Annotated in this window: 21 protein-coding genes; 14 read left to right on the top strand and 7 right to left on the bottom strand. The window is 65.1% G+C overall.

Annotated features, from left to right (window positions below):
- Positions 1-34 precede the first annotated feature (34 nt).
- The 6 genes from EDF42_RS07475 to EDF42_RS07450 all read left to right on the top strand — a co-directional run bounded on the left by EDF42_RS07475 (position 35) and on the right by EDF42_RS07450 (position 6,451).
- Positions 35-700 carry a TetR/AcrR family transcriptional regulator gene (locus tag EDF42_RS07475; RefSeq protein ID WP_123293769.1) on the top strand — a complete coding sequence of 222 codons (666 nt, stop codon included), beginning with the start codon at positions 35-37 and terminating at the stop codon, positions 698-700.
- A 160-nt stretch (positions 701-860) separates the two neighbouring features.
- The gene (locus tag EDF42_RS07470) at positions 861-2,060 is read left to right on the top strand and encodes an NAD(P)/FAD-dependent oxidoreductase (RefSeq protein WP_123340197.1); all 1,200 of its coding nucleotides are present in this window, start codon (positions 861-863) and stop codon (positions 2,058-2,060) included.
- A gap of 22 nt (positions 2,061-2,082) precedes the next feature.
- Entirely contained in the window at positions 2,083-3,348 is a 1,266-nt protein-coding gene (locus EDF42_RS07465; protein ID WP_123671917.1) for a cytochrome P450, read from the top strand.
- On the top strand, positions 3,345-3,539 hold the full coding sequence (locus EDF42_RS07460) for a ferredoxin (protein WP_123293772.1): 195 nt from the start codon (positions 3,345-3,347) through the stop codon (positions 3,537-3,539). Before EDF42_RS07465 ends, EDF42_RS07460 begins: the two co-directional genes overlap by 4 nt.
- 80 nt (positions 3,540-3,619) lie before the next feature.
- The gene (locus EDF42_RS07455; RefSeq protein ID WP_123671916.1) at positions 3,620-5,422 is read left to right on the top strand and encodes an NAD(P)/FAD-dependent oxidoreductase; all 1,803 of its coding nucleotides are present in this window, start codon (positions 3,620-3,622) and stop codon (positions 5,420-5,422) included.
- 69 nt (positions 5,423-5,491) lie between these two features.
- Positions 5,492-6,451 (top strand): LacI family DNA-binding transcriptional regulator, encoded by a 960-nt coding sequence (locus tag EDF42_RS07450; protein ID WP_123340200.1) that lies wholly within the window; start codon positions 5,492-5,494, stop codon positions 6,449-6,451.
- A gap of 34 nt (positions 6,452-6,485) precedes the next feature.
- On the opposite strand, the gene EDF42_RS07445 is transcribed toward EDF42_RS07450, so the two are convergent.
- On the bottom strand, positions 6,486-7,268 hold the full coding sequence (locus EDF42_RS07445; protein WP_311316780.1) for an SDR family oxidoreductase: 783 nt from the start codon (positions 7,266-7,268) through the stop codon (positions 6,486-6,488).
- A 573-nt stretch (positions 7,269-7,841) separates the two neighbouring features.
- On the opposite strand from EDF42_RS07445, the gene EDF42_RS07440 reads away from it, so the two are divergent.
- The 4 genes from EDF42_RS07440 to EDF42_RS07425 all read left to right on the top strand — a co-directional run bounded on the left by EDF42_RS07440 (position 7,842) and on the right by EDF42_RS07425 (position 14,884).
- Entirely contained in the window at positions 7,842-10,301 is a 2,460-nt protein-coding gene (locus tag EDF42_RS07440) for a glycoside hydrolase family 2 TIM barrel-domain containing protein (RefSeq protein WP_123672185.1), read from the top strand.
- A 48-nt stretch (positions 10,302-10,349) separates the two neighbouring features.
- Positions 10,350-12,833 (top strand): alpha-L-rhamnosidase, encoded by a 2,484-nt coding sequence (locus EDF42_RS07435; protein WP_123671915.1) that lies wholly within the window; start codon positions 10,350-10,352, stop codon positions 12,831-12,833.
- Between the two features lie 226 nt (positions 12,834-13,059).
- Positions 13,060-14,445: an MFS transporter gene (locus EDF42_RS07430; RefSeq protein ID WP_123340203.1), complete on the top strand. Its 1,386-nt coding sequence runs from the start codon at positions 13,060-13,062 to the stop codon at positions 14,443-14,445.
- 142 nt (positions 14,446-14,587) lie between these two features.
- The gene (locus EDF42_RS07425) at positions 14,588-14,884 is read left to right on the top strand and encodes a LacI family DNA-binding transcriptional regulator (RefSeq protein WP_311316779.1); all 297 of its coding nucleotides are present in this window, start codon (positions 14,588-14,590) and stop codon (positions 14,882-14,884) included.
- Positions 14,885-14,957: 73 nt separating this feature from the next.
- Here the strand turns inward: EDF42_RS07425 and EDF42_RS07420 are convergent, their stop codons facing one another.
- A complete protein-coding gene (locus tag EDF42_RS07420) occupies positions 14,958-15,563 on the bottom strand; it encodes a TetR/AcrR family transcriptional regulator (protein WP_123293777.1) in 606 nt (201 codons plus the stop codon).
- Positions 15,564-15,765: 202 nt separating this feature from the next.
- On the opposite strand from EDF42_RS07420, the gene EDF42_RS07415 reads away from it, so the two are divergent.
- Positions 15,766-16,167, top strand: coding sequence for a hypothetical protein (locus EDF42_RS07415; protein ID WP_260235232.1), 402 nt, complete (start codon positions 15,766-15,768; stop codon positions 16,165-16,167).
- A gap of 27 nt (positions 16,168-16,194) precedes the next feature.
- Positions 16,195-16,905 carry an SDR family oxidoreductase gene (locus tag EDF42_RS07410; protein ID WP_123340205.1) on the top strand — a complete coding sequence of 237 codons (711 nt, stop codon included), beginning with the start codon at positions 16,195-16,197 and terminating at the stop codon, positions 16,903-16,905.
- A gap of 37 nt (positions 16,906-16,942) precedes the next feature.
- Here EDF42_RS07410 and EDF42_RS07405 read toward each other — a convergent pair whose 3' ends face one another.
- The 3 genes from EDF42_RS07405 to EDF42_RS07395 are packed head-to-tail and all read right to left on the bottom strand — an operon-like array spanning position 16,943 to position 19,704.
- A complete protein-coding gene (locus EDF42_RS07405) occupies positions 16,943-17,800 on the bottom strand; it encodes an alpha/beta fold hydrolase (protein ID WP_123293779.1) in 858 nt (285 codons plus the stop codon).
- Between the two features lie 60 nt (positions 17,801-17,860).
- Positions 17,861-18,856: an NADP-dependent oxidoreductase gene (locus tag EDF42_RS07400; RefSeq protein WP_123293858.1), complete on the bottom strand. Its 996-nt coding sequence runs from the start codon at positions 18,854-18,856 to the stop codon at positions 17,861-17,863.
- Between the two features lie 47 nt (positions 18,857-18,903).
- Positions 18,904-19,704: an alpha/beta fold hydrolase gene (locus EDF42_RS07395; protein ID WP_185021020.1), complete on the bottom strand. Its 801-nt coding sequence runs from the start codon at positions 19,702-19,704 to the stop codon at positions 18,904-18,906.
- Positions 19,705-19,837: 133 nt separating this feature from the next.
- On the opposite strand from EDF42_RS07395, the gene EDF42_RS07390 reads away from it, so the two are divergent.
- Together EDF42_RS07390 and lpdA are read left to right on the top strand one after the other, a co-directional pair.
- A complete protein-coding gene (locus tag EDF42_RS07390) occupies positions 19,838-20,458 on the top strand; it encodes a TetR/AcrR family transcriptional regulator (protein ID WP_123671914.1) in 621 nt (206 codons plus the stop codon).
- 23 nt (positions 20,459-20,481) lie between these two features.
- The gene (gene lpdA, locus EDF42_RS07385) at positions 20,482-21,882 is read left to right on the top strand and encodes a dihydrolipoyl dehydrogenase (protein WP_123293782.1); all 1,401 of its coding nucleotides are present in this window, start codon (positions 20,482-20,484) and stop codon (positions 21,880-21,882) included.
- 111 nt (positions 21,883-21,993) lie between these two features.
- Here lpdA and EDF42_RS07380 read toward each other — a convergent pair whose 3' ends face one another.
- A complete protein-coding gene (locus EDF42_RS07380; protein WP_123293783.1) occupies positions 21,994-23,355 on the bottom strand; it encodes an MFS transporter in 1,362 nt (453 codons plus the stop codon).
- 26 nt (positions 23,356-23,381) lie between these two features.
- The gene (locus EDF42_RS07375; RefSeq protein WP_123293784.1) at positions 23,382-24,377 is read right to left on the bottom strand and encodes an alcohol dehydrogenase catalytic domain-containing protein; all 996 of its coding nucleotides are present in this window, start codon (positions 24,375-24,377) and stop codon (positions 23,382-23,384) included.
- Positions 24,378-24,417 lie beyond the last annotated feature (40 nt).

Genomic DNA, 24,417 nt, shown 5'->3' with positions numbered 1-24,417 from the left:
AGTCGCTACGATCTCATCGCGGAGAGGAATCGCGATGACCACCGGTGAAGAAGGCGCTCGAAGCAAGCGCGTCACAGCAACGCGAGAACTGATCCTGACCGCCGCCGAGCGTCTCTACGCGGAGTACGGCATCGCACACATCTCGAACAGGCAGATCGGAGAGGCTGCGGGCCAAGGAAACACCGCAGTCGTCAGCTACCACTTCGGCAGCAAGCACGAACTCATCCGCGCCATCCTCGGACGACACCAGCGGCGCATCAACGAGCTGCGTCTCCTGGAACTTGCGCGCATCGACGGGTCCACCGACGTTCGTGACTGGATCGGATGCTTCGTGCGAGCAACAACGACACATCTCGCAGCACTCGGCTCACCCACCTGGTACGGCCGGTTCAGCGCACAGGTCGCCACCGACCCGGCGTGGGCAGACATCGCGATGGACGAGGCGCGCGAGACTCCGAGCCTCCTTCGCATCGCTGAAGGCATCAGGAGCTGCCTACCCGACCTCCCTCGGCAGGTGCGGGCGGAACGCAATGCCATGGGCCGGATCTTGTTGACGCAGATGATCGCGGAGCACGAACGGTCCCTCGAGCGCGGAGGGCCCAGGATCTGGTCCGACTGGTCGGATGTCGCAGCAGCACTCACCAACGCGATCTCCGCGCTGTGGTTCGTCGATCTGCCCACGGCTGACCGTCTGCCGTGACCTGGGCCGTGGGTCCTCCGTTGAGGGGACCGTGGGGCACGAGCGGGTGAGAAAGCGGTGAGAATCTAAATCACGTGTTTGAAAATCTTGCTCGTCGGAGTTGACTACCCCTGACGGAGCGTCTCTGACTCGCAGATTCGGCTTCCGTGCGGAGGCATACATGACGACATCTGCAATCGACAGCAGCGTGCTCATCGTCGGTGCGTCCGCCGCGGGGATCGCTGTTGCGGAAGGGCTGCGACGACGAGGGCACAGCGGCCCGCTGACGTTGCTCGACAACGAACAGCACACCCCGTACGACCGTCCGCCGCTGTCGAAGCAGTACCTGAGCGGCCACTGGGACCTCGAGCAGGTGATGCTCCGGCCGCAACGGTCGCTGGATGGCCTCGGCGCGGTCTTCCGTCTCGGGCACTCCGCCACCGGACTTGACGTTGCGCGCCGAACAGTATCGGCGGGCAACGAGGCCATCGCAGCCGACAACATCGTCATTGCGACCGGTGTCCGTGCTCGTCAGCTTCCTCTCCAGCACGACCTCCTCGGAGTCCATGTCCTTCGCTCGCTCGATGACGCGCGCGAACTCCGCGAGTCGCTCCGATCGACGGTGCCCACACTCGTCGTCGGGAACGGGGTCCTCGGCAGCGAGATCGCCGCGGCGACAGTCGCTTCTGGGTCCGCAACCACACTTGTCGGCCCGGAGCCGACTCCGATGCTCGCCCAGCTCGGCTCCGTCGGTTCTGCCCTGCTCAGCAGCCGCCATGAAGACGCGGGCGTCGTCCTGCGCGGTGAGTCCCGCGTCAGATCACTCCTGCCGGATCGCGGCAGCGTGGTCGGCGCCGTACTCGATGACGGCACACAGCTTCAGGCTGGTCGAGTGATCGTGGCGATCGGGTCGACACCGAACACGGAGTGGCTCAGCGACAGCGGTCTCGATGTGTCTGACGGTGTCCTGTGTGATGGTCTTTGTCGCGCTGCACCCGGGATCTGGGCAGTTGGTGATGTCGCACGCTGGCGTCACGAAGGCCTCGGCCGGGACCTTCGGCTCGAGAACCGCACCAACGCAACGGAACAAGCGGCGGCAGTGACCCGAAACATCCTCGACGCGAACGCGGCAGCACCCTACGTGCCGGTTCCGTACTTCTGGTCTGATCAGTACGGGATCAAGATCCAGGCGTACGGCTTCCCCGGCGACGCAGATGACAGCGCAGTCATCGAGGGATCGATCGAGGAAGGTCGCTTTGTCGCGCTCGCCACACGGGCCGGTCAACCCGTCGGTGTCCTGGGGTGGGGGATGCCGAAGCAGGCACGCCTTGCGAGCGCGCTGCTCACTGACCTCTTCGCCGGTCAAGCCGCTGTTATCTGAACACCGAGAGGAAGGAAACCCGATGACTGATGTCATTGCATCGACGCAGCAGGCTGAACCGCCAGCGTTCCCCATGCGGCGAGCGAGCGCATGTCCGTTCGACCCATCTCCAACGGCAACCCATGAACAGCAGCAGGGACCGATTCGAAGGGTTCGCCTCTGGGACGGTTCCACGCCGTGGTACGTGACTCGACATGCTGAAGCGCGGACGATCCTTGCTGATGCCCGCATCAGCGCGGACATCAGCCGACCCGGCTACCCATCCCCGGCTCCTGTCGACGGCGGCGGTTCCGGTCTGAGCTTCATCCTCATGGACGATCCCGACCACGCGCGATTGCGCCGGATGGTGACGGCGCCGTTCGCGGTGAAGCGCATCGAGGTCGTGCGACCGGCAGTGCAACGGATCGCAGACGACCTGATCGACTCGATGCTCTCCCGCACCGGACCAGTCGACCTCGTCGAAGAATTTGCGCTTCCGCTCCCGTCGCTGGTGATCTGCGAGCTGCTCGGCGTGCCCTATGGCGATCACGACGACTTCCAGGAGCACAGTCGAACCATCATCAAGCGCGGTGTCGCTCGTGAGGAACAGCGTCGCGCCTTCGAATCGCTCGGCGCCTACCTCGCGCAGCTCCTGCACCGAAAGATCGCCGAACCAGGCGAGGACCTGCTCTCGGACCTCGGCCGCCGCGTCACCGACGGCGAGCTGGAGATGTCCGACGCTGTGCAGATGGGCATCCTGCTCCTCATCGCCGGTCACGAGACAACGGCGAACATGATCGCCCTCGGCACGCTCGCGCTCATCGAACACCCTGACGAGTTGGCGCGACTCCGCGACGATCCCGACCCCGCGCTCGTGGCGTCCGCGGTAGAGGAGCTTCTGCGCTACCTCACCATCACGCACGACGGGCGTAAGCGAGTCGCTGTCGAGGACATCGAAATCGACGGCGTCACCATCCGCGCTGGCGACGGGATCATCGTGGCGACCGACCTCGGCAACCGGGACGACGCCGTGTTCAGCGACCCAAACCGGCTCGACGTGGGACGGAACCCCAGAACGCACGTTGCGTTCGGGTTCGGCGTGCACCAGTGCCTCGGCCAACCGCTGGCACGAATGGAGCTGCAGGTCGCCTACGCCACGCTGCTCCGACGTATCCCCACGCTGACACTCGCCACCACCCTCGACGCGATCCCCTTCAAGCACGACGGATCCGTCTACGGGGTGTACGAACTCCCGGTCACTTGGTGCCCGGCTCACCCACAGAAGGAAGAGAAGGAGCAGACCCGATGAAGGTCATCCTCGACCAAGACAAGTGCGTCGCAAGCGGCCAGTGCGTGATGGCTGCCATGAACGTCTTCGACCAACGAGACGAGGACGGTATCGCCTTTCTCCTCAAGGACGACGTGACCGGAGAAGAAGTCGAGGAGGTCCGCGACGCCGTCGCGGTCTGCCCGGCTCTCGCGATCGCGCTTGAAGACTGACGAGCGAACTCACCGTCGACCAACCGGCCGTCGACCGAGGCGGTCACGCATCGTCACCGATCGTCCCGTTCTGGAGGAACATGACCGACCCCACCGCCAACGACATGCCTGCGCTCCGCGCGCGGTACGCGCAGGAGCGCGACCGTCGCATCCGGCCAGATGGGCTCCGGCAGTACCGACGAACCCGCGGGTCCTTCGGATACTGGGAGACCGATCCCTACACGCCGCGCAAGGAACGGACCGTGGAACACGGTGCAGTCCAAGTGCTCGTCGTCGGAGGCGGGTTCGGTGGGTTGCTCACCGCGTCGAAGTTGCGGCAGGCCGGCTTCACGTCCGTTCGCATGTCCGAGGAGGGCGGCGACTTCGGTGGCACCTGGTACTGGAACCGATATCCCGGCGTCCACTGCGACATCGAGTCGTCGATCTACATGCCACTGCTCGAGGACGTCGGCACCATCCCCTCCAGGCGCTACGCGCCGGGTGAGGAGATCCGAAAGCACGCGATGGCCATCGCCCGGAAGTTCGACCTGTACGACGACGTCCTGTTCCACACCCGCGTGACGGAACTGCGATGGCACGAGGACGACGCCGAGTGGCAGGTCGCAACCGATCGTGGTGACAGCTTCCGTGCACGGTACGTCGTCGTCTCGTCTGGGACACTCTCGCAGCCGAAGCTCCCCGCGATCCCTGGCATCGAGACGTTCCGCGGTCACACCTTCCACACGAGCCGCTGGGACTACGGCTACACGGGGGGCACGCAGGACGGCGACCTCGGAGGGCTGCGTGACAAGCGGGTCGCGGTCGTCGGCACCGGCGCCACCGGGATCCAGGTCATTCCTCAGGTCGCTCGCTCCGCTGAGCACCTCTTCGTGTTCCAGCGCACCCCGTCCAGCGTCGATGTCCGGGACAACCGAGACCTGCCGCCTGGCTGGACCCAGTCGCTGCCGCCCGGCTGGCAGGAAGAACGAATGGAGAACTTCCTCGCGGTCGTGTCCGGCGAGGAGACAGACGTCGACCTCGTCCAGGACGGGTGGACCTCCACCGCTGCCCTACAACGGACGATGCTCACCGGTCAGAGTGACGAGACGGTCGATGCACCAGACCGAGGCCTCCTCATCGAGGTTGCAGACGCGCAGAAGATGGACCGGATCCGCGCCCGCGTCGACGCGATCGTCGACGACGCCGGCACCGCCGCAAAGCTGAAGCCCTGGTACCGGTACATGTGCAAGCGACCCACTTTCAGCGACACGTACCTGCAGACCTTCAACCGGCAGAACGTGACTCTGATCGACACGGCCGACAGCGGCGGCATCACCGCCATGACGGAGCACACGGTCGTCGTCGGCGACAACGAGTACGAAGTCGATTGCGTCATCTTCGCCACCGGATTCGAGACCGGCGTCTCCGGAGTCGTCTCCGGGACGCTACCGGTACTCGGTCGCGGCGGGGACCAGCTCCTCCAGGCGTGGGCGGAGGGGCCGAAGACGCTCCACGGCTTCATGTCGCATCGTTTCCCCAACCTCTTCCACCTCGGGTCGCTGCAGAACGCCAACTCAGTGAACTTCGTCCACGTCCTCCAGGAGCAGGCAACCCACATCGCCGCCATCCTCGGACGAGCGAGAAGCGAGGGCGCCCGCTTCGTCGAACCGACTCAAGAGGCGCAAGATGCTTGGGCCGAGACAATCAGCGCCGTCGAGACGAACAATGCGGCGTTCCTCGCCGAGTGCACGCCTGGGTACTACAACGGCGAGGGGACTCGCCGCCGCGGCGGCGGGAGCTACAGTCCCGGTCCCGTGCGGTTCCACTCGTTGCTTCGACGCTGGCGTGAGACGGAAATGAGGACCGTGCTCCATCCAGCACTCGTCGGATCCACCAGCAGTTAGACGATCTTCGTCGGTCGCGTATCGCGCGTCACCGCCCCATTATGCTGGGCACGGCCGGGAGGAGACCGCATGGTGACCAGGAGCGAAGACGTGGCGCGTACCGCTGGTGTCTCGCGAGCGACCGTCAGCCAAATCCTGAACGGTCGCGGTGCACGTTTCTCACCCGCGACGCGCGAACGGGTCGAACGGATCGCTCTCGACCTCGGGTACCAGCCGTCGGTCGCGGCACGGGCCCTCGCGACTGGTTCCAGCGACATCGTCATCGCCCTCATCCCCAACACGACATTCCACGGCAACCTGCAGGACCTGTTCGAGCGAGCGACCGACGAGCTTGCCGATCGTGGCCTGACGCTCCTGCTGCGATTCCCGACCGCATCGGCCGAGTCACTCAATCGGATGGTCCGCGGTCTGCATCCACGTGCCGTGATCTCATTCACGCTCTTCGACAGCTTCGAGCGAGAGCTACTCGAACGGAACGGGGTCCTCGCCGTCGACCCGGGACCGCGCGCCGCAGATGACGACGTCAACAGGAGTATCGGCTGCTTGCAGGCTGAGCACCTCATCGAGAAGGGTCACCAACGCCTTGCGTTCGCTCATCTTCACGATGCGCGTGACGACCCCTTCGGTCAGGCCCGGGAGGCAGGAGTGCGAGACGCCTGCCGTGCCGCCGGCCTCCCGGACCCGTTGAACGTGAGTGTCGAGATCAACGCTGACTCCGCAGACGCCGCCCTTGATTCGCTTGCCGCGCCTGGTGTCGCGATTGCCTGCTACAACGACGACGTCGCAACTGCTCTGCTCGCCGCGGGAACGCGACGCGGGTACCGCATCCCCGAGGACGTCGCGCTGATCGGAATGGACGACACCCCGCTCTCAGCAGTGACCATCCCGCCCCTGTCGACCGTGCACGTCGATCTGGAGAGCGCGGCGCGGTCAAGTATCAACCGAGTCATCCAAGGACTCGGGCTCACAACGACCGACCCGAAGCCGGCCGAGAACCCGCTTCGGGTCGTCGTGCGTGGTACTACCTGACCCGAGGAGAACGATCCGACGCTCACCGCATGCGTCAGAAGACGGACTCACCACCGTCAGACGGCAGAAGGGCGCCCGAGACGTTGACGCCGTCGTCGCTCAGCAGGAACGTGATGGATGCTGCAAGCGCCTCCGGAACGGCGATCGGGACGTCGGCGGTGTGACTGTTCAATCGCTCTTGACCGAAGGTGTTCGTCGCTGTCGGACGCATGCCGGTGAGGGTACCGCCAGGAGCGACGGCGTTCACGCGGATCCCGTTCGGCTCGTACATGAACGCAGACGAGCGCGTGACGCCGAGGACGGCGCTCTTCGACGCGGTGTACGCCAACCCCGCAGAGGAGCCGCGCAGGGCAGCCTCGGACGCTACGTTCACGATTGATCCGCGGCCAGCGGCGATCATCGCAGGAATGACCGCTCGAGACAGTCGTACCAGACCAAACACGTTCACTTCGAACACGCGACGAAGCATCGCGTCGTCCGTCTCGTGAAGGGGACTGAAATCGTCGAGGAGGCCCGCGACGTTCGCGAGCCCATCGATACGGGCTCCGGCAGCCTCAACGATCCGCGCGACGCCGTCATCGGCGGTGATGTCCGCTGCGACGGGCCGCACGGACGGGAACGCTGCCACCAGGTCGGCGAGGCGCGATTCGGCGATGTCCACAGCGACAACGGTTCCGCCCTCGCGGGCGATACGCACCGCGACGGCACGGCCGATACCCGAAGCGGCGCCCGTGACGATGACGGTGCGGCCGTCGAACCGACCGGCGGAGATGCGCTCCACCCAGCCCGCACTTTCGGCTTCTTCTTCCGGAGACACTTCTCGCCCGTTCGCCTCCCGAGTCAAAGTATCGAGCACTCCGTCACCTCGGTCCCCCATCCCAGCGATCAAGGTCTCGAGTGGCACACGGCGGAGTAGGCGAAGGGCCGATTCCTGCATGCCGAGCTGTTCACCGAACTGGCGAAGCACCGCACCCCCGGCGGGGTGCTCAAGCCACGCTCCGATCATTGTGTGGCCAGTGAGTGGCTTATTCGACTCGGACACGTGTCCATCCCTTCGTTGGTAACGCGCGTAACTGACGCTAGAGCGGTCGCGTGTCCACGTCAACCGCGCCATCTGGTTCGAGCGGGATGCTGTTGAGGTTCCCAGCCGGTGCAAAAGGAGGCCGATCGGCACCGCGTTGTCCGCGAGTGCTTCGGTGCGACGCAACGAACCGGAGCCTCGGGCTTGGCGGGTCGTCGGCGAGGGTGCTCGGCCGCGTCCGTCCTGGATCAGTGGCCCCCAGTGATCGGCATGCGGGGGAACCGTCTCGGCGGTTGACACGCAATACCCGAGCTGATTGGCTAGGTAACGCGCGATACCTGCGCAGACGATGACGTTGTGGAGACCTTGATGACCGTGCAGCTGCTCAACCAGGGTTGGTCTTACCGTCCGAAGGTCAGCGCGTTTGCCGAACTCGGCGGCGCGGGCGGCGACTGGGAAGACGTGACGTTGCCGCACGATGCACAGATCACCACGGCGCGAACGCCTGATCTCCGGAACGGCGCCGCGCCTGGCTACTTCCCGGGTGGAGCATGGGAGTACCGCACCGAGGTCTCAGTTCCAGCGGACTTCGGTGGTCAGCTCTGGGCGCTCGAATTCGACGGTGTCCACCGAGATGCGATGGTCTACGTCAACGGTGCACTCGCCGGCCAACACGCGTTCGGATACTCCCGATTCGTGGTGCGGATCGACCCGTGGCTCGAGGCCGGGACAACGAACACGATCAAGGTCGACTGCCGCACTCACCAGGACAGCCGTTGGTACACCGGAGCCGGAATCTACCGCGACGTTCGTCTCATCGTGAAGAGTGCCGCGCGGATCGCAGTCGACGGCGTGCAGGTCACCACCCCGGACGTCGATGTGGACAGGGCGGTCGTCGAGGTTGCTGCGGAGGTCGAGAACGGCGGCACAACGACCCGCACTCTCCGTCTCACGACCAACATCACGCAGGTGACCCAGGCCGAATCGTCCGCTTCCCTCGTCACGAGCAGCGCTCCGGTCAGTCTCCTTCCTGGCGAGCGCTCCACCGTCCGACTCCGACTGCCTGTGACGAACCCATCGCTGTGGGACGTGGACTCGCCGACGCTGTACGGCGCGACCGTCGTCCTGACCGACGGTGACGACGAGGTCGACCGCGAACAGGTGACCTTCGGCATCCGCACTCTGCAGCTCGACGCCGTACGCGGACTTCGGATCAACGGACGAGCTGTCCTGCTCCGCGGAGCATGCATCCACCACGACAACGGCCCCCTGGGTGCTGCCGCGATCGTCCGCGCGGAGGAGCGCCGAATCGAGCTGCTCAAAGACGCAGGGTTCAACGCGATCCGAAGTGCGCACAATCCCATGAGTTCGGCGCTACTCGAAGCGTGCGACCGGCTGGGCATGCTGGTCATGGACGAGACGTTCGATGTCTGGACCTCGAGCAAGTCCGACTTCGACTACGCGTCCGACTTCACCCAGTGGTGGGAGCGAGACGTCGAGTCAATGGTCGCCAAGGACGTCAACCACCCGAGCGTCATCATGTACTCCATCGGCAACGAAATCCCAGAAACGGGTTCCATCAGTGGCGGCATCTGGAGCAGGCGTCTCGCCGAGAAGCTCCGCTCGCTCGACCCCAACCGGTTCGTCACGAACGGCATCAACGGATTCGTGTCAGTCCTCGACCTGGTCACCGCCGGTATGGCGCAGCAGCGGGAGGCGCTGGCATCCGCAGAGCCGCAAGCCGGCGGCGTGAATGCGATGATGAGCCAGGTCGGCGACATGATGAACCAGATCTCGGCCTCGCCGCCCGTGACCGCGCGGACCGAAGAATCGTTCTCCGTGCTCGACGTCGCCGGCATGAACTACGGCGACGGGCGGTACGAACTCGACCACGAGCTCTTCCCGCACCGCGTCATCGTCGGAAGCGAGACGTTCCCCTCGCACATCGCCCGGAACTGGGACCTCGTCAAGCGGCTGGACCACGTCATCGGCGACTTCACGTGGGTGGGGTGGGACTACCTCGGCGAAGCGGGCCTCGGCGGCGTGAGCTATCACGACGAGGCAGCCGGTCCTGCCGCAGCGAAGGCTTGGCCCTGGCTCGCCGCCGCCAGCGGCGACCTCGACATCATCGGACGCCGTCGTCCCGTTTCGTACTACCGAGAGATCGTGTTCGGCCTTCGCCGGGAGCCGTACGTTGCCGTGCAGCGGCCCTCGCGTCACGGTCAGACGGTGCTCGGAACCCCTTGGTCGTGGAGCGACAGTGTGTCGAGCTGGGCTTGGGACGGCTACGACGGCCTTCCCGTAACCGTCGAGGTCTACAGCGACGCCGACGAGGTCGAGCTGCTGCTGGACGGCGACATCATCGGTCGCGCCGCCGTCGGAGCCGAGTTGGCGTTCCGGGCAACGATCGAGACGGTGTGGCAGCCCGGTGAACTGACCGCAGTGGCGTACACCGGCGGTGTCGAGACCGGTCGAACGTCGCTCCGCTCCGCCGCCGATGAGACGATCCTCTCCGTTTCGGCGGACCGGACGGAGATCACCAACGGCACGACCGACCTTGCATACATCGACATCTCACTCACCGACACCGCGGGCGTCGTTCGACCGCTGATGGATCGCGAGGTGACTGTCCTCGTTGAGGGCGCAGGGACCCTTCAGTCGTTCGGCAGTGGGGATCCGGCACCGGTGTCGCTCTTCGCCGAGACAACTCGGTGCACCTTCGACGGAACCGCCCTCGCAATCGTCCGACCGACCGCTGCAGGCGTCATCACCGTGACGGTCACTGCACCCGGTTGTGCATCCGCAATCGTCGAACTCACCGTGCACTGACCGTCCGCCGGAACCGTTCTCCTCCTCTGCGAACCTAGAAGGAACGCCATGACACAGTCCACCGAACCCGTCTTCGTCAGCGCCGACACTGCAAGCGTCGAAGGCGACCCGGCACCGTACTTCCGGCGTGACTTCACGGTCGCCGAAGGACTCCGCCACGCGACGCTCACGGTGTCTGCGCTGGGCATCGCTGAGACGTACGTCAACGGACACCGCGTCGGTGATGAAGTGCTCTTCCCAGGATGGACGTCGTATCGGCACCGACTCGTCGCAAGACGCCACGACATCACCGGTCTCCTCACGAACGGCGAGAACGCGTTCGGCGCGATCGTCGGTGAAGGGTGGGCGGTCGGTGCTCTCACCTGGGAGAACCGGCGACACAACTACGCGGACCGGCCTGCCTTCTGGGCGCGCCTCGAACTCGAGTACGACGATCACATCGACGTCATCGGAAGCGACGAGCAAGTCCTCGTGAGCACCGGAGCGGTGCACTCGAGCGGGATCTACGCTGGCGAACGCTACGACGCGCGCAGTGAACCGATCGGATGGTCGACAGCGGCGTTCGACGCTGCGAACTGGTGCGCCGCGCGAGCCTTCGACTGGGACACCAAGACGCTCGTCGAAGGCGGTGCACCCCCTATCCGGCGCATGGAGGAACTAGAGCCGGTTTCCGTGACCGAGCAGTCCGCTGGGCAGTGGATCGTCGACTTCGGGCAGAACATCTCCGGCTGGGTGCGACTGACGGTGAACGGGCAAAGCGGCGACACCGTCACGCTCCGTCACGCCGAACTGCTGAAGCCAGACGGCTCCCTTGAAACCGAGACCCTTCGCAGCGCGGCCGCGACCGACGAGTACATCCTCCGGGGCGGCACAGCGGAGACGTGGGAGCCACGTTTCACCTTCCACGGTTTCCGATACGTCGAGGTAACAGGATGGCCCGGGGTACCCACAGTCGCTGATCTGCGCGCCATTGTGGTGCACACGGACATGACTCGCACCGGCTGGTTCGAGGCATCAGACCCCCGCATCACGAAGCTGCACGAGAACACCGTCTGGTCGATGCGCGACAACTTCGTCGGCGTACCGACGGACTGCCCGCAGCGTGACGAACGACTCGGATGGACGGGCGATCTGAACGCATTCACGCCCACCGCCACGTTCCTCTACGACGTCCGCGAGGTGCTCGGCTCCTGGCTGAAGGACCTCGCGGTTGAACAACAGGAGACCGGGACCGTCCCGTGGAGCATCCCGGACGTCCTCCCGACACCGTCAACCGCTACCGCGCTGTGGAGTGACGTGGCGGTCAGCCTGCCGTGGGCCCTGTACCAGGAGTATGGGGAGTCGGAGATCCTCCGACGCAGTTACGAATCGATGACGGCCTTCGTCGACGAAGTCGAATCAGTACTCGACGACGACGGGCTCTGGGGCCACGGATTCCAGTTCGGTGACTGGCTCGACCCCGACGCTCCGTCCGACAACCCCGCCGGCGGAAAGACGGACCCGTACCTCGTCGCCCAGGCGTACCTCGCCAAGACGACGAAGGAGATGGCGCAAACTGCGGCAGTTCTCGGTGAGCATGCAGACGCTCAGCACTTCGACGAATTACACACACGTGTGCGGACGGCCTTCCGGCGTCACTTCGTGACCCCCGTCGGCCGCGTGGTGAGCGAATCGGCAACCGGATACGCCCTTCCCATCATGTTCGGACTGCTTGACGACGACCAGCAGCGCGTCGCTGGAGATCGGCTCGCAGCGATCATCAGTGAGTCGGGCGCCACGATCGCCACGGGATTCGCCGGCACCCCGCTCGTCACCGACGCGCTCAGCAGCACCGGACACGTCGACGTCGCGTACGACCTGCTGATGCAGACGAAGAGTCCCTCCTTCCTCTACCCCGTCCTCATGGGTGCGACCACGGTCTGGGAACGCTGGGACGCTGTGCTCGCCGACGGTACGGTCAACGCCACTGGCATGACGTCGCTCAACCATTACGCCCTCGGGGCCGTCGCCGACTGGCTTCACCGTGTCGTCGGCGGTCTCACCCGAACTGCGCCGGGCTGGCGGACATTCACGGTGGCCCCGCAGCCGGGTGGAGGACTCACATCCGCCCACGCCAAACACGACACGGTGCTCGGGCGGGTGGAAAGCCACTGGTACGTCGACGACGGTGACCTCGTACTGGAGGTTGTCGTACCCGATGGAGCCACCGCCACCGTCATCCCCCCGCTGCATCCAGAACAGCTCGCCGTCGATGTCGCTCCTGGTCGGCACTCATGGCGATACGCGGCGCCGGCAGGGTTCGGCGAGAAGGCAGAGCTGACACTCGACTCCAGCGTCAAAGAGACCATGAAGGACGACGCCGTCTGGGCCGCCGTTCTCGACGTCCTCCGCTCGTACTTCCCGGGTGTGCCGGTCGAAGCCGCGGGTAGCCGCCTCGGCGATGCGCCGGTGCGCACCCTCGCGCAGCAGCACCCGAACTCATCGGCGATGGAACGGGACCTCGTCGCCGCCCTGTCGATCCACGACGTGTGATCTCCGACACGGTCACTAGGAGCGGAACGAAGACGTCATGCCAAGCGACGTCTTCTCACCTTCGGCAAGCGTGACCGCCACCTCAGCAGCGGGTGCACGGCCGCTAGTACCGCGCGTTACGCCAGATCAGTACCACCTCTTGCTTTTAGACCCTGCACTGGCGATACTTCGGTAACGCGCGTTACTAGACCGCCTGCGTCACTCATCACAACAACGGAGTTCTGATATGTCCTCACCCGACGGCACCGCGCCGCACTCCTCAGCAAAGCCAAACGAGGTCCCACTCGGAATTCCGAGCGGACTCGAAATCGCTGCGGAGGGAGTTGGCGACGCGGTCCGCCACGGCGCCGACCCCCTGAAGAAGATCAGCGCGCGCTACATCATTGGCCTGGTCGTGGCAACACTCGCGCTGTACGTCGCGTGGGTGACCCCGATCGGCTACTCCCTCTCCATTCGGGTACAGCAGATCGACCCGGTCGGCAAAAACGGCGCGATCGCACTCGCCATCGCGATCCCGGGCATCATCGTCCTCTTCACCACCCCGCTCGCCGGGCTCCTCAGCGATCGCACTCGATCCCGCTTCGGCCGCCGGCGCCCCTGGATCATCGGCGGGGTAATCGTGGGCTTGCTCGGATCGCTCATCGTCGGGTTCGCACCGTCCATCCCGCTCCTCATCGTCGGATGGTCCATCGCCTACGTCGGATACTCGACTGCCGGCGCAATGCTCCTGACGCACCAGAGCGACCTCATCCCCGAGGAACAGCGAGGGAAGGTCTCTGGCCTCACCGGTTCAGTTACGCAGATCGGCCCGATCGTCGGAATCCTGTTCGCTGGTGCGTTCGTGAAGATCCCCGTGATCATGTTCGCGGCTCCGGCGGCGTTCGCGCTCATCTTCGTTTTGATCTTCGCGGGCCTGATGAAGGACAAGCGATCGGTGAGCGAGCGCAAGCCCGTCGACATCAAGTCCATCGCGCGCGGGTTCTACTTCAACCCACGGAAGTTCCCCAACGTCGGCTGGGTATGGATCAGCCGAGCTCTGGTCTTCCTCGCACTATCCTTCTCCACGACTTACGGCGTCTACCTCCTCGGGCAGCGTCTCGACATCACGCTCGCGGAGGCCGCCCCGATCCTTGCAACGTCGGGTCTCATCGGCATCGTCACGGCGATCGTCGGCGCCATCGCCAGCGGGTACCTCTCGGACCGATTCCACAGCCGAAAGCCATTCTTGATCGCAAGTGCGTTCATTCTGGCCGCCGGAATGGTCGTGGTCGCCTTCACTCAGAGCGAGGGACAGTTCCTCCTAGGCAGCGCGCTCAGCACGCTCGCCGTCGGTGTCTACGGCGCAGTCGATCAAGCGATTCAGCAGGACGTTCTGCCACGCGAGGAGAACGAAAACGGCCGGTTCATGAGCATTATCCAACTGGCGAACCAGGTGCCGCAGGCCGTCGGGCCGCTCGTCGCGGGAGGGATCATCGCACTCGCGACCGGCGATTACACCGCGGTGTACATCGTCGGTGGAATCGTCGGGATTCTTGGCGCGCTGGCCATCATCCCCATCTCGGTCGGTCGTCGAAGCACTGACTCCACCACGAGCATCCGAGCGCCAAAATAGTCGCCTGGACACCATCAAGCGAAGCCCTGACCTTTCAGCTCTCGAAATACAGCGAGCGGTGGTCCATGGATCCGTTGCTTGCTGGCCCAACAGCGGAGAGAACTCAGCTTCGCGCTTCTCGGAGAGGACAAGCCGATCATGGATGTTGAGCCCGGAGATGAGTAGCCGACGACCGCGCTGGCTGTCCGAGCAGGATCAGCCGCCAAAAGCTCCGACCATCTATGACGTCGCCGCCCTGGCATCGGTCTCCCACCAAACCGTATCGCGAGTGATCAACAAAACTGGGCACGTGCGACCGGTCACCCGGCATCGAGTTCTGGCGGCGATGTCATACCTCGGCTACGTCAAGAACGAGGCAGCAGCGGATCTCGCACGGAAACCTCACAGTGGCACCAGCCATGCCGACGCGACGAGCAGTCATTCCACTGTGGGCAACTAATCTTGACCACCGCCCGCACCAGAAGATTGTGATCGTGGTCGACCAACGTCAGTTCGGCGACATTGGAGGGTCGCTATCTTCGCGGGCGTATCGCGGCCCGAAGCTGCTGCTCAGTTGCGGCCATTATCTCGGACACCGTTTGCGTCTTCGGCGAAGTAGCCATCGTCAGAAACAGAACCGCCGACACCACGCGGGCAAGATTCATTGCTTCCGCCTCGGGGGTGACAGCAAACCGCTTGAGCTGGCTGCTGACCGCAATCTCCGTGTCACCGACGATTGCGAGCGCCGCGGCGTGGTTCTCTTCCGTGTGATCCCCAAATGCCATTTCGCGAAGGTACGTCCGTCCATTATCGAACTGGGCACGGTTGCACTCGATAATGGGTGCGGTGATTGCCATCACCGCATCGAGCGCGGTGTCTGATTCCGCGGCGAGTCGCGTGCCGCGCTCGAGCGCGGCCTTGTAGTGGTGGTTCTGCACCATCAGCAACAGTTCGCCCTTCGTCTTCGCGTAAAGGAAGAGCGTGCCGGTGCCGATGTCCGCCGCATCAGCGATCTGCTGCGTCGTCACCTCATCGACGCCGCGCTCGGCAAACAAAGCCGACGCGGCCGCGGTGATGCGAGCGAGCTTGTCCTGCTTGTTGCGTTCGCGCCGGCCGGCTCCTGTCGATGGCACAGTCACGAGCGACCCTCCGGGAGTAGAAGACGACTACGCTCAGTGCTGAGCAGAGTCAGTAAGTGGCATGGGAAGAGATCCTACCGCCCTACTTTCCCACAGGCACCGAGGAGACCCCTCCCCGTCGTCGTCGACCCCTCGAGATGAGTCCGCTTATGCCCGCACCCTCCGCCCCTGACACCTCTTCACTCTCGGCCGCATCGAGCTGGTGCACTGGCTCGCTCGCACCCTGATGACGAGAAGCCGCGCAAATACCGATGGGACCCCGGGTGTCCTAGCCGCCGAGTACTACAGCCAGCGCGCCTCGCTCGAGCTGCTCATCACCGAGGGAACACAACCCTCTACAGATGGGCAGGGGTATCTCGACACCCCCGGTATCTTCACGCCGGAGCGCATCGCAGGGTGGCGCCGCGTGACCGAACGGGTGCACTGCGGTGCCGGGCACCTGTTCACCCAGCTGATGCACGTCGAATGCACGTCGCACCTGGAAAACACCCCGCATCACCGTCAGCCGATCATCCCGTCCGCAATCGAAGCGGGTGACCCCGGAACGATCTACTCCGGCGGCGCCCACGGCTACACCGACCACCCCGCGCTCACCCGCAGCTGACCCTGCGCACTATTGAAAGCAGCCTCCATGACCTCACTCAACGGCGCCGTCGTCCTCGTGACGGGCGCGAACGGTGGCATCGGCACCCACTTCGTCGCCGAAGCCCTGGCCCGGGGTGCGGCGAAGGTGTACGCCACCGCGCGCACCCCGCGCGCCTGGGATGATGAGCGCATCGTCGCACTGCAACTCGATGTCACCGACCCGACCTCCATTCAGGCTGCGGCTGATTCCGCCACCGACGTCACGGTCCTGGTCAACAACGCCGGTGCCAGCCCCTCGACGGCCAGCTTGATCGACATTGCCGAGTCCGAACTGCGGACCACAATGGAGATCAACTTCTTCGCCCCGGTCCTGCTCGCCCGCGCATTCACCCCAGCGCTGCTGAAGGCAGCGCACCCGATCCTGATCGACGTGCACTCCATCGGCAGCTGGCTTGGATATGGCGGCGCGTACAGTGCCGCGAAAGCCGCTCTCTGGGCCGCCACGAACGCCTTGCGCCTCGAACTCGCACCACGAGGCGTGCACGTCATCGGGGTGCACATGAGCTATGTCGACACCGCCATGGCGGCGCAGGCGCAGGGGCAGAAGCTGCAACCCGGCGATCTCGTCCGGCAGGTGTTCGACGCGTTGCAGGCTGGAGCTGTCGAGGTGATCGGTGACGAGCAGACCGCGAAGGTGAAGGCAGCTCTTGCAGGCCCCATCGAAGCGCTCTACCCAGAGCTGCCGCCCTTCGCCTGAGACGGAAGGGCGGCACTGCCGCCCTTCCGAGGTGGGCTCAGTCAGTGAGGAACTTCACCGCGACAGGGGCGAACTCCTCCCAGTACTGGAAGATGCCGCCGTGACCGGAGTTGGGGTAGATGATCAGCTCACTGTTCGCGATCCGGTTCCGCAGATCAGTCGACAGCACCGATGGCACCATGCGGTCGTGGTCACCGTTGGCGATGAGGGTCGGCTGCATGATCACGGACAGATCCGACGGCTGTGAGCGCCCGAACCGCTGGATCGCCTTCAACTGGGTGCCGAACGCCTTGTTGTTGATCTTCTTGTCGCGGTCAACCGTGCGCTCCTTGAGCCGTTCCACGAACGCCTTGCCGGCCTTCTTGCCGGGGACGTCTCGGTTGAAGAACAGGAACTCCTTCGGATCGGACCGGGTGAGGGCGGCGCGAAGGATGTCGTAGTAGGTGGCCCCGACGACCTTGTCCATGTCCTTGCCGCCGCGCGGGCCGGTCCCGGTGAGAACGAGTTTGCGGACCAGGGATGGATGCTTGACAGTCAGATCCTGCGCGATCATGCCTCCCATGGAGAAGGAGAAGACGTCGATCTTGTCGTAGCCGAGGGCGGTGATGAACGCATAGGCGTCGTCCGCTGCCTGTTCGAGGGTGGCTGGGACGGCGCCACTGGAGGCGCCGACTCCGAGCTGATCGAAGGTGATCACGTGGCGCTGCTTGGCGATCGGGTCGACGAGCCGTGGGTCCCAGTTGTCCAGGGTCGCAGCAAGGTGGGTGAAGAACACCACCGGAATGCCGCCCTCGGGTCCAAGCTCCCGGTAGGCGAACGTGTCGCCGCCGGTGGTGATGGTCTTCGCGGGCGCGTTCGCGTACGAGGTGATCACGGGTTCGGTCGGAGTGCTCATGACGACGGGGCTTTCTTCGTTGGGATCAAGAGAGAGTGCGGTCTCGATGTCGGATGCTGGCTAAGAGAGTGTGACGACGGCCTTGCCGCGGATACTCGTCTTCCCGAGCGACGACAGTGCAGCCGGAATCTGTTCGAACGGGAATGTCGCGCCGACGACAGGGCGGATGATCCCGCGCTCGAAGAGGTCGGTCATCTTCTGCAGCTGCGCACCGTCGGCTCGCATGAACAGGAACTCGTACGTCACGCCGAGCTTCACTGCCTGGGCGCGCACCTTGCGGCTCAGCCCAGCGACGACGAGCTTCACGACCGGATTCAGGTGGGCTTCCTTCGCGAACGCAGGATCGGGCGCACCGTTGATACTGACGGCCTTCCCACCGGGCTTGAGAACGCGAAGCGACTTGGCGAGATTTTCGCCGCCGAGACTGTCGAGGACGAAGTCGTAGCCGGAGAGTTCCTGTTCGAAGTCGTGGCTGCGGTAGTCGATGACCACATCGGCGCCGAGTTGGCGGACGAAATCGGCGTTGGCTGCAGAGGCCGTCGTGGCGACGTGGGCACCGAGGTGCTTCGCGAGCTGAATGGCAATTGTGCCCACACCGCCAGAACCGGCGTGGATGAGGACTTTCTGCCCGGGCTGGACGTTGCCGCGCTCCACGAGTGCCTGCCATGCGGTCAGCGCGACGAGCGGCAACGATCCGGCCTCGATCGTGGTGATCGTCGTCGGCGTGAGTGCGAGGTCGGCTTCGTCGATGGCGATACGTTCGGCGAACGCGCCGATGCGGTGGTCCCTCGGGCGTGAGTACACCTGATCGCCCGGCTTGAAATGGCTGACCTTGCCTCCTACCCGGATCACAGTCCCTGCGACGTCGTGGCCGAGAGTGGTCGGTAGCTTGTAGGGCAGGATCGGCTTGAACTCGCCCTCCCGGATCTTCTCGTCGAGCTGATTGAGCCCTGCGGCTTCGACCGTGACGAGGACGTCGCGTTCGCCGACGGTGGGCTCGGGGATGTCTCGGAGTTCAAGGGGCTGCTTGTACTTGGTCAGGACGAACGCCTGCATGATGTCTTCCATCTCTGTCGGTAGGGGCGATGAATACGAACGGGCAGTCAGCGGGTAAGGAACTGACGGATGGTGTCGGTGACGGCCGTGGAGTGTTGAAACACCACACCGTGTCCAGAGTCCGGAAAGGTGGCCAAGGAGCTGTCCGGCAGGAGTGCGTGCAAGGCGTGTGCGTTGACGACGGGGACCATCCGGTCTTCTTCGCCGTGGATCAGCAGTGTTGGGGAGGACCACAACGGCGCCGACGGCGCTGCCGCGTCCCCCCAACGGTTCACGGCGCGAAGTTGCGCCCGGAATACCGCTGGCGTGACGGAACTGTCCCTGTTCCTGTTCCGCTCGGTCAGCCGCCGGAGATACGCGGAAGCAGCGGCGCGGCCAGCGGCACTGCGGGTGAAGAACAGCAGCTGCTTCGGGTCCCGGCGCGTCAACGCGGCCCGTACGGTGCTACGGATCGCGACCCCGGTCATCGCCTTCAGCCCCGGGCCGTGCTGCGGTCCCGTGCCAGCAAGGACCACCCGCTCGACCAGCTCGGGTGCTTGGCCGAGCAGGGCCTGAGCGACCATGCCGCCCATCGACAACCCAAACAGATCGATCCGTTCGTACTCGAGTGCCCCGAGCACAGCGATCACATCGGCAGCCATAGCGTCGAAGGTGTCCGCTACCACTCCGGCGGATGCGCCGACGCCGCGGTAGTCGATGGCGATGAGACGACGGTCCAGCGCCAGAGCATCCACGACGGCAGGATCCCAGCTGTCCAGATTCGCACCGAGATGCGTCAGGAGTACGAGCGGGACTTCCGAGTGCGCTCCGTACTCACGAACCGCGAACTGTGTCCCGGCTGCTGCCATGGTTCTCGTCGGTACATCGCGCCAGGGCCCCTTACTGAGCCTCATGGATGAGTCCTCTCGACCTTTCGAAACGTCGGAAACCCCGAGTAGACTCAAGTTTGAGTCAACTCAGTTATCTTGTCAAGGAGATGTTGTGGCACTACAAGAGCAATCAGTAGGGCGGCGCGAACGGGCCAAGACCGACAAGCGCGACCGCATCATGCGGGCGGCGCGTGAGATGTTCGCGGAGCGTGGCGTGAGCGGTGTGACGACGCAGCAGGTCGCGGATCGCGCCGACGTAGCGATCGGCACCTTGTACCTCTACGCGGCGACGAAGGCGGAACTGTTGATCATGGTGCAGAACGACAAGTTTGCAGACGCCGTAGAGCAGGGCCTCGCTGCGCCCGAGCCTGTGGGGCAGACGTGTCGTGTGATGGCGGTGCTGATGCCCGTTGTGCAGTGCGTCCGCGAGCAGGTTGAGAACGGCCGTACGTACCTCCACGAGCTTGTCTTCGGAGATCCCGACGAGCCCCACCGGCGCACCGGCCTGATGCTCTCCGGCCGTTTGGAGGCGGGCGTCGCGCGCCGTCTCGAAGGCAGTGGTGTACCCGCTGAGGACGCGGAAGTGCTTGCTCGCGTCGTCACCGCGATCGTGCACGTCAGCACCACCGCCACGGTCTTCGCGCAGCGTTCCCTCGACGAGGTCCTTGCCGACATCCGCAGTCAGGTCGACGCCTGCCTGCCTTGTACCACCGCAGCGAAAACCGCCGCGTAAGCGAACCCGGAAGGAAGGGCACCATGAGCACTCACTACGACCTCGTCATCCTCGGAGCTGGTCCAGGGGGCTACGTGGCCGCGATCCGCGCCGCGCAACTCGGTATGCAGGTCGGCGTCATCGAGAGCCGTTACTGGGGAGGGGTGTGCCTGAACGTGGGCTGCATCCCCTCGAAGGCGCTGCTGCGCAACGCCGAGCTGGCGCACACCGTCACACGCCAAGCAGACGTCTTCGGCATCTCCGGCACCGTCCAGTTCGACTACGGCGTCGCGTTCGATCGCAGCCGGCGCGTAGCCAACGGCCGCGTGAAGGGCGTGCACTACCTGATGAAGAAGAACGGCATCGCCGAGATCGACGGATACGGTGTGTTCCGCGATGCCCAGACCATCGACGTCCAACTCACCGGCGGCGGCGCGGAAACGGTGACGTTCGACGATGCGATCATCGCCACGGGATCCACCGTCCGCAGCCTCCCAGGCGTCGAACTGAGCAGCAACGTCGTCACCTACGAAACCCAGATCCTCGAGCGCGAGCTGCCCGCTTCTTTGATCGTCATCGGCGCCGGTGCCATCGGCATGGAGTTCGCGTACGTGCTCCGCAACTACGGCGTCGACGTCACGATCATCGAGTTCCTGGACCGGGCCCTCCCCAACGAGGACCCGGAGGTGTCGAAGGAGATCACCCGGCAGTACAAGAAGCTCGGCATCGACATCCTGACCTCCTCCCGCGTCGACACCGTCACCGATTCCGGCAGGAGCGTCGACGTCTCCTACGTCGACGCGGCCGGGGCGACTGACGTGATCACAGCAGACCGTGTGCTGATGTCCGTCGGCTTCGCCCCGAACGTTCTCGGATTCGGCCTCGAGGCCACCGGCGTACAGCTCACCACACGCGGCGCGATCGCGATCGACGACTTCATGCGAACGAACGTCCCTCACATCTACGCGATCGGCGATGTGACCGCAAAACTGCAACTCGCCCATGTCGCGGAGGCGCAAGGCATCGTCGCAGCAGAGACGATCGCTGGCGCGGAGACCCTGCCGCTCGGCGATTACCGGATGATGCCGCGCGCCACCTTCACGCAGCCGCAGGTCGCATCCTTCGGCCTCACTGAACAGCAAGCTCGCGACGACGGCCACGAGATCATCGTCGCAAAGTTCCCCTTCACCGCGAACGGGAAAGCGCAGGGCCTCGGCGAGCCGAGCGGGTTCGTGAAACTCATCGCCGACGCCGCCCACGGCGAACTCCTCGGCGCACACATGATCGGTGCCGACGTCGCAGAGTTGCTGCCCGAACTCACGCTCGCGCAGAAGTGGGACCTCACGGCCGCGGAGCTTGCCCGCAACGTGCACACCCACCCGACACTCGGAGAAGCGCTCCAAGAAGCGTTCCACGGACTGACCGGCCACATGATCAACCTCTGAGCCGGTTGCGTGGCCTGTCGCATCGCGCGCGGTCGCACATGAAACGAGGGTGGACGCGATCGCGTCCACCCTCGTAGCTCCCGGCCGCCGAACGGTGCGGCCGAGAAGTCGTTACTTCAGCTGCTCCGGCGTTCCCGGAGCCGGCGTGCCAGCGACCATCTCAGGGTCTTCGGCGAGGTCCTGCAGCGTGCCGCCGGTGGCAACGACCTTCGCGGACTCCTCCGGGACGCGCAGCCAACGAACGGAGATGCCAGCGAGGACGTAGAGCGCGGCGAAGATGATCGTCACACCGCCAGCTCCGAGCGGTGCGAGGAAGATCGCAACGATCAGCGGTCCGACGAACGTCGCAGCGCCGGCACCCAGGTTGAGCACTGCAATGGAGTTGCCCTTCTGCCCCGGTGCCATGAGGGACATGAGCACGGAGATCGGTGTGAAGCCGGCCAACGTCACACCGAAGAACGCAGCGCACAGCACGGACACCCAGTACTCGTCGGTGGCCTGTGGGATGAAGTAGAACGCGAGGACCGCGACCGCCGACCCGATGCAGCCGAACCACCGCAGCGTGCGGTGCCACCCAAGCCGGTCGGAGAGCACTCCGAAGAACAGGTTCGCAAAGATGTTCGCCGCCCCGAGGACGAAGACCAGCTGCAGCCAGCCGGCGGTTCCGAAGCCGAGGTCCTTCGCGAAGATCGTCGGGAAGAAGACGAACAGACCGAACTGCGGCGCGGTGTTCACGATCCGCACGAGGCAGCCGAGGCCGACACGCGGGCTGGTGAAGGCGATGGCGACGGAGTTCACGATGCTGCGTCCCGTGGTGACCTCTGGTCGGGCGAGTCGGTTCCCTCCCTTGGCGCCCCGCAGTCCGACGAGCGAGACGACGGCCCCGAGCGCCACCAGGACCAACGAGATCCAGAGGGTCAGGTACTCGCCGATGAGCGGCTCGGTACCGCTCGCGAGCAGGGATCCGAGCGTGGGAAGGCCGCCGGTGAAGGCGAAGTAGAACCAGCCCACTGCCGATCCGAGCCGGTGTGCGGGACTGCCCGCGAGGACCCAGACGAGGAATCCGTAGGCGAAGAACGGGTAGCCGATACCGCGGAGGCCGTAGATGACCAGCATCAGCCAGTAGTTCTGGGTGGGGAGTGCCACGGCGAGGAAGAGCACCTCGAGTGCGGCCCAGGTGACGGCGCCGATGATCATCACGCGTCGGGGGCCCCAGACGTCGGACAAGGCTCCGGACAACCAAGAGCCGATGGTGACGACGGCGCCGTACACGGAGATGATGATGGCGGCGTTCGTCTCGGTACCCGCGCCGTTGTTCGCGAGGAACGGCGCGATGTAGCCCGATTCGACGCCGTCGCCGATCATGAAGAGGAGCAGGCCGACGAAGCCCCAGACGAGCGGGCGGGGAAGTCCGAGTCGGTCGATGAAGCCGGTCGAGGCCGGGCCGCTGGTACGGATGTGCGTGGTGGACATGGCGGGTTTCTTCCGTGAGGGCAGCGTCACTGCTGCGGGAGGAGATGCACCTTGCGGGCAGATTCGGACTTCGCTGCCTCGAGCGCGGCGGCGTAGTCGTCGAGCCCGAAGGTGTGGGTGACGGTGCGGGGGGCGAGGTCGTCGAGGGTGACGATCTCGGTGACCGCGTCGGGGTAGGAGGTAGCGAGGGACTGCGAGCCAACGATGGAGAGTTCGCGGTCGAACAGGTCGTACGGGCGGAGATCGATGGTGGCGGTGGGGCTGACCACGCCCATCTGCAGGAGCGTGCCGCGCTTCGCCAGTCGGGTCAGAGCGTCGGAGACCGCCGCCGGGTGTCCGGAGGCTTCGATCACGAGGTCGATGTCCTGCACGCCGGAGTTCGTACCAGGCGCCCCAGCGGAGTCCGCACCGAAATCGATCGCGGCGTCGCGACGGACGGGGCTCGGTTCGATGATCTCGATGCTCTTCGCGCCACGCGCCTTCGCAACCGCGAGAGCGAGCAGTCCGATGGAGCCGGCTCCGTAGATGAGGACTCGCTGGCCTTCGATCGGCTTGATGCGCCCGAACGCGTGCAGCACGCATGCGAGTGGTTCAATGAGGGCGCCAGTTGCCCAATCGACCCCTTCGGGCAGCTTGAAGACGACCTTTTCGGGCACGGCGACGAACTCGGCGCACGCGCCGTTGACGGTCACGCCGATCGGGTCCAAGTTCTCGCACAGGTTCGTCGCGCCGGCGAGGCACTCTTCGCAGTGGCCACAGTTCACGTTCGGGTCGACCGACACGCGGTCGCCGATGGCGAACTTCGTGACCTCAGCACCAGTGGCTGTGACGGTACCGGCGAACTCGTGCCCGGGGACGACGGGGAACGTGCCGGTGGGGTAGTCGCCGGAGGCAAGGTGGATGTCGGTACCGCAGATGCCGACTGCCTCGGGGGCGATGACGACATCGTTCGGGCCGGGCGTCGGCGCGGGGATGTCCGCGATTTCTATCGAGCCTGTGCCGTCGAGCACTACTGCGCGCATCTTCGTTGATCCTCTCGGGAGTCGCGTCGCGGATGCGTTG

Origin of the sequence: Curtobacterium sp. PhB172 (genome assembly GCF_003752545.1) — a bacterium.
Classification (GTDB): Bacteria; Actinomycetota; Actinomycetes; order Actinomycetales; family Microbacteriaceae; genus Curtobacterium.
This window is presented reverse-complemented; position numbering and strand designations above follow the sequence as displayed.

Coding starts and splice junctions, on each gene's coding strand:
- EDF42_RS07425 (WP_311316779.1), top strand. CDS start 14,588: ATGTTGAGCCCGGAGATGAGTAGCCGACGACCGCGCTGGCTGTCCGAG.
- EDF42_RS07405 (WP_123293779.1), bottom strand. CDS start 17,800: ATGAGCACTCCGACCGAACCCGTGATCACCTCGTACGCGAACGCGCCC.
- EDF42_RS07430 (WP_123340203.1), top strand. CDS start 13,060: ATGTCCTCACCCGACGGCACCGCGCCGCACTCCTCAGCAAAGCCAAAC.
- EDF42_RS07475 (WP_123293769.1), top strand. CDS start 35: ATGACCACCGGTGAAGAAGGCGCTCGAAGCAAGCGCGTCACAGCAACG.
- EDF42_RS07410 (WP_123340205.1), top strand. CDS start 16,195: ATGACCTCACTCAACGGCGCCGTCGTCCTCGTGACGGGCGCGAACGGT.
- EDF42_RS07395 (WP_185021020.1), bottom strand. CDS start 19,704: ATGGCAGCAGCCGGGACACAGTTCGCGGTTCGTGAGTACGGAGCGCAC.
- EDF42_RS07465 (WP_123671917.1), top strand. CDS start 2,083: ATGACTGATGTCATTGCATCGACGCAGCAGGCTGAACCGCCAGCGTTC.
- lpdA (WP_123293782.1), top strand. CDS start 20,482: ATGAGCACTCACTACGACCTCGTCATCCTCGGAGCTGGTCCAGGGGGC.
- EDF42_RS07460 (WP_123293772.1), top strand. CDS start 3,345: ATGAAGGTCATCCTCGACCAAGACAAGTGCGTCGCAAGCGGCCAGTGC.
- EDF42_RS07455 (WP_123671916.1), top strand. CDS start 3,620: ATGACCGACCCCACCGCCAACGACATGCCTGCGCTCCGCGCGCGGTAC.
- EDF42_RS07380 (WP_123293783.1), bottom strand. CDS start 23,355: ATGTCCACCACGCACATCCGTACCAGCGGCCCGGCCTCGACCGGCTTC.
- EDF42_RS07375 (WP_123293784.1), bottom strand. CDS start 24,377: ATGCGCGCAGTAGTGCTCGACGGCACAGGCTCGATAGAAATCGCGGAC.
- EDF42_RS07440 (WP_123672185.1), top strand. CDS start 7,842: ATGACCGTGCAGCTGCTCAACCAGGGTTGGTCTTACCGTCCGAAGGTC.
- EDF42_RS07435 (WP_123671915.1), top strand. CDS start 10,350: ATGACACAGTCCACCGAACCCGTCTTCGTCAGCGCCGACACTGCAAGC.
- EDF42_RS07450 (WP_123340200.1), top strand. CDS start 5,492: ATGGTGACCAGGAGCGAAGACGTGGCGCGTACCGCTGGTGTCTCGCGA.
- EDF42_RS07400 (WP_123293858.1), bottom strand. CDS start 18,856: ATGCAGGCGTTCGTCCTGACCAAGTACAAGCAGCCCCTTGAACTCCGA.
- EDF42_RS07470 (WP_123340197.1), top strand. CDS start 861: ATGACGACATCTGCAATCGACAGCAGCGTGCTCATCGTCGGTGCGTCC.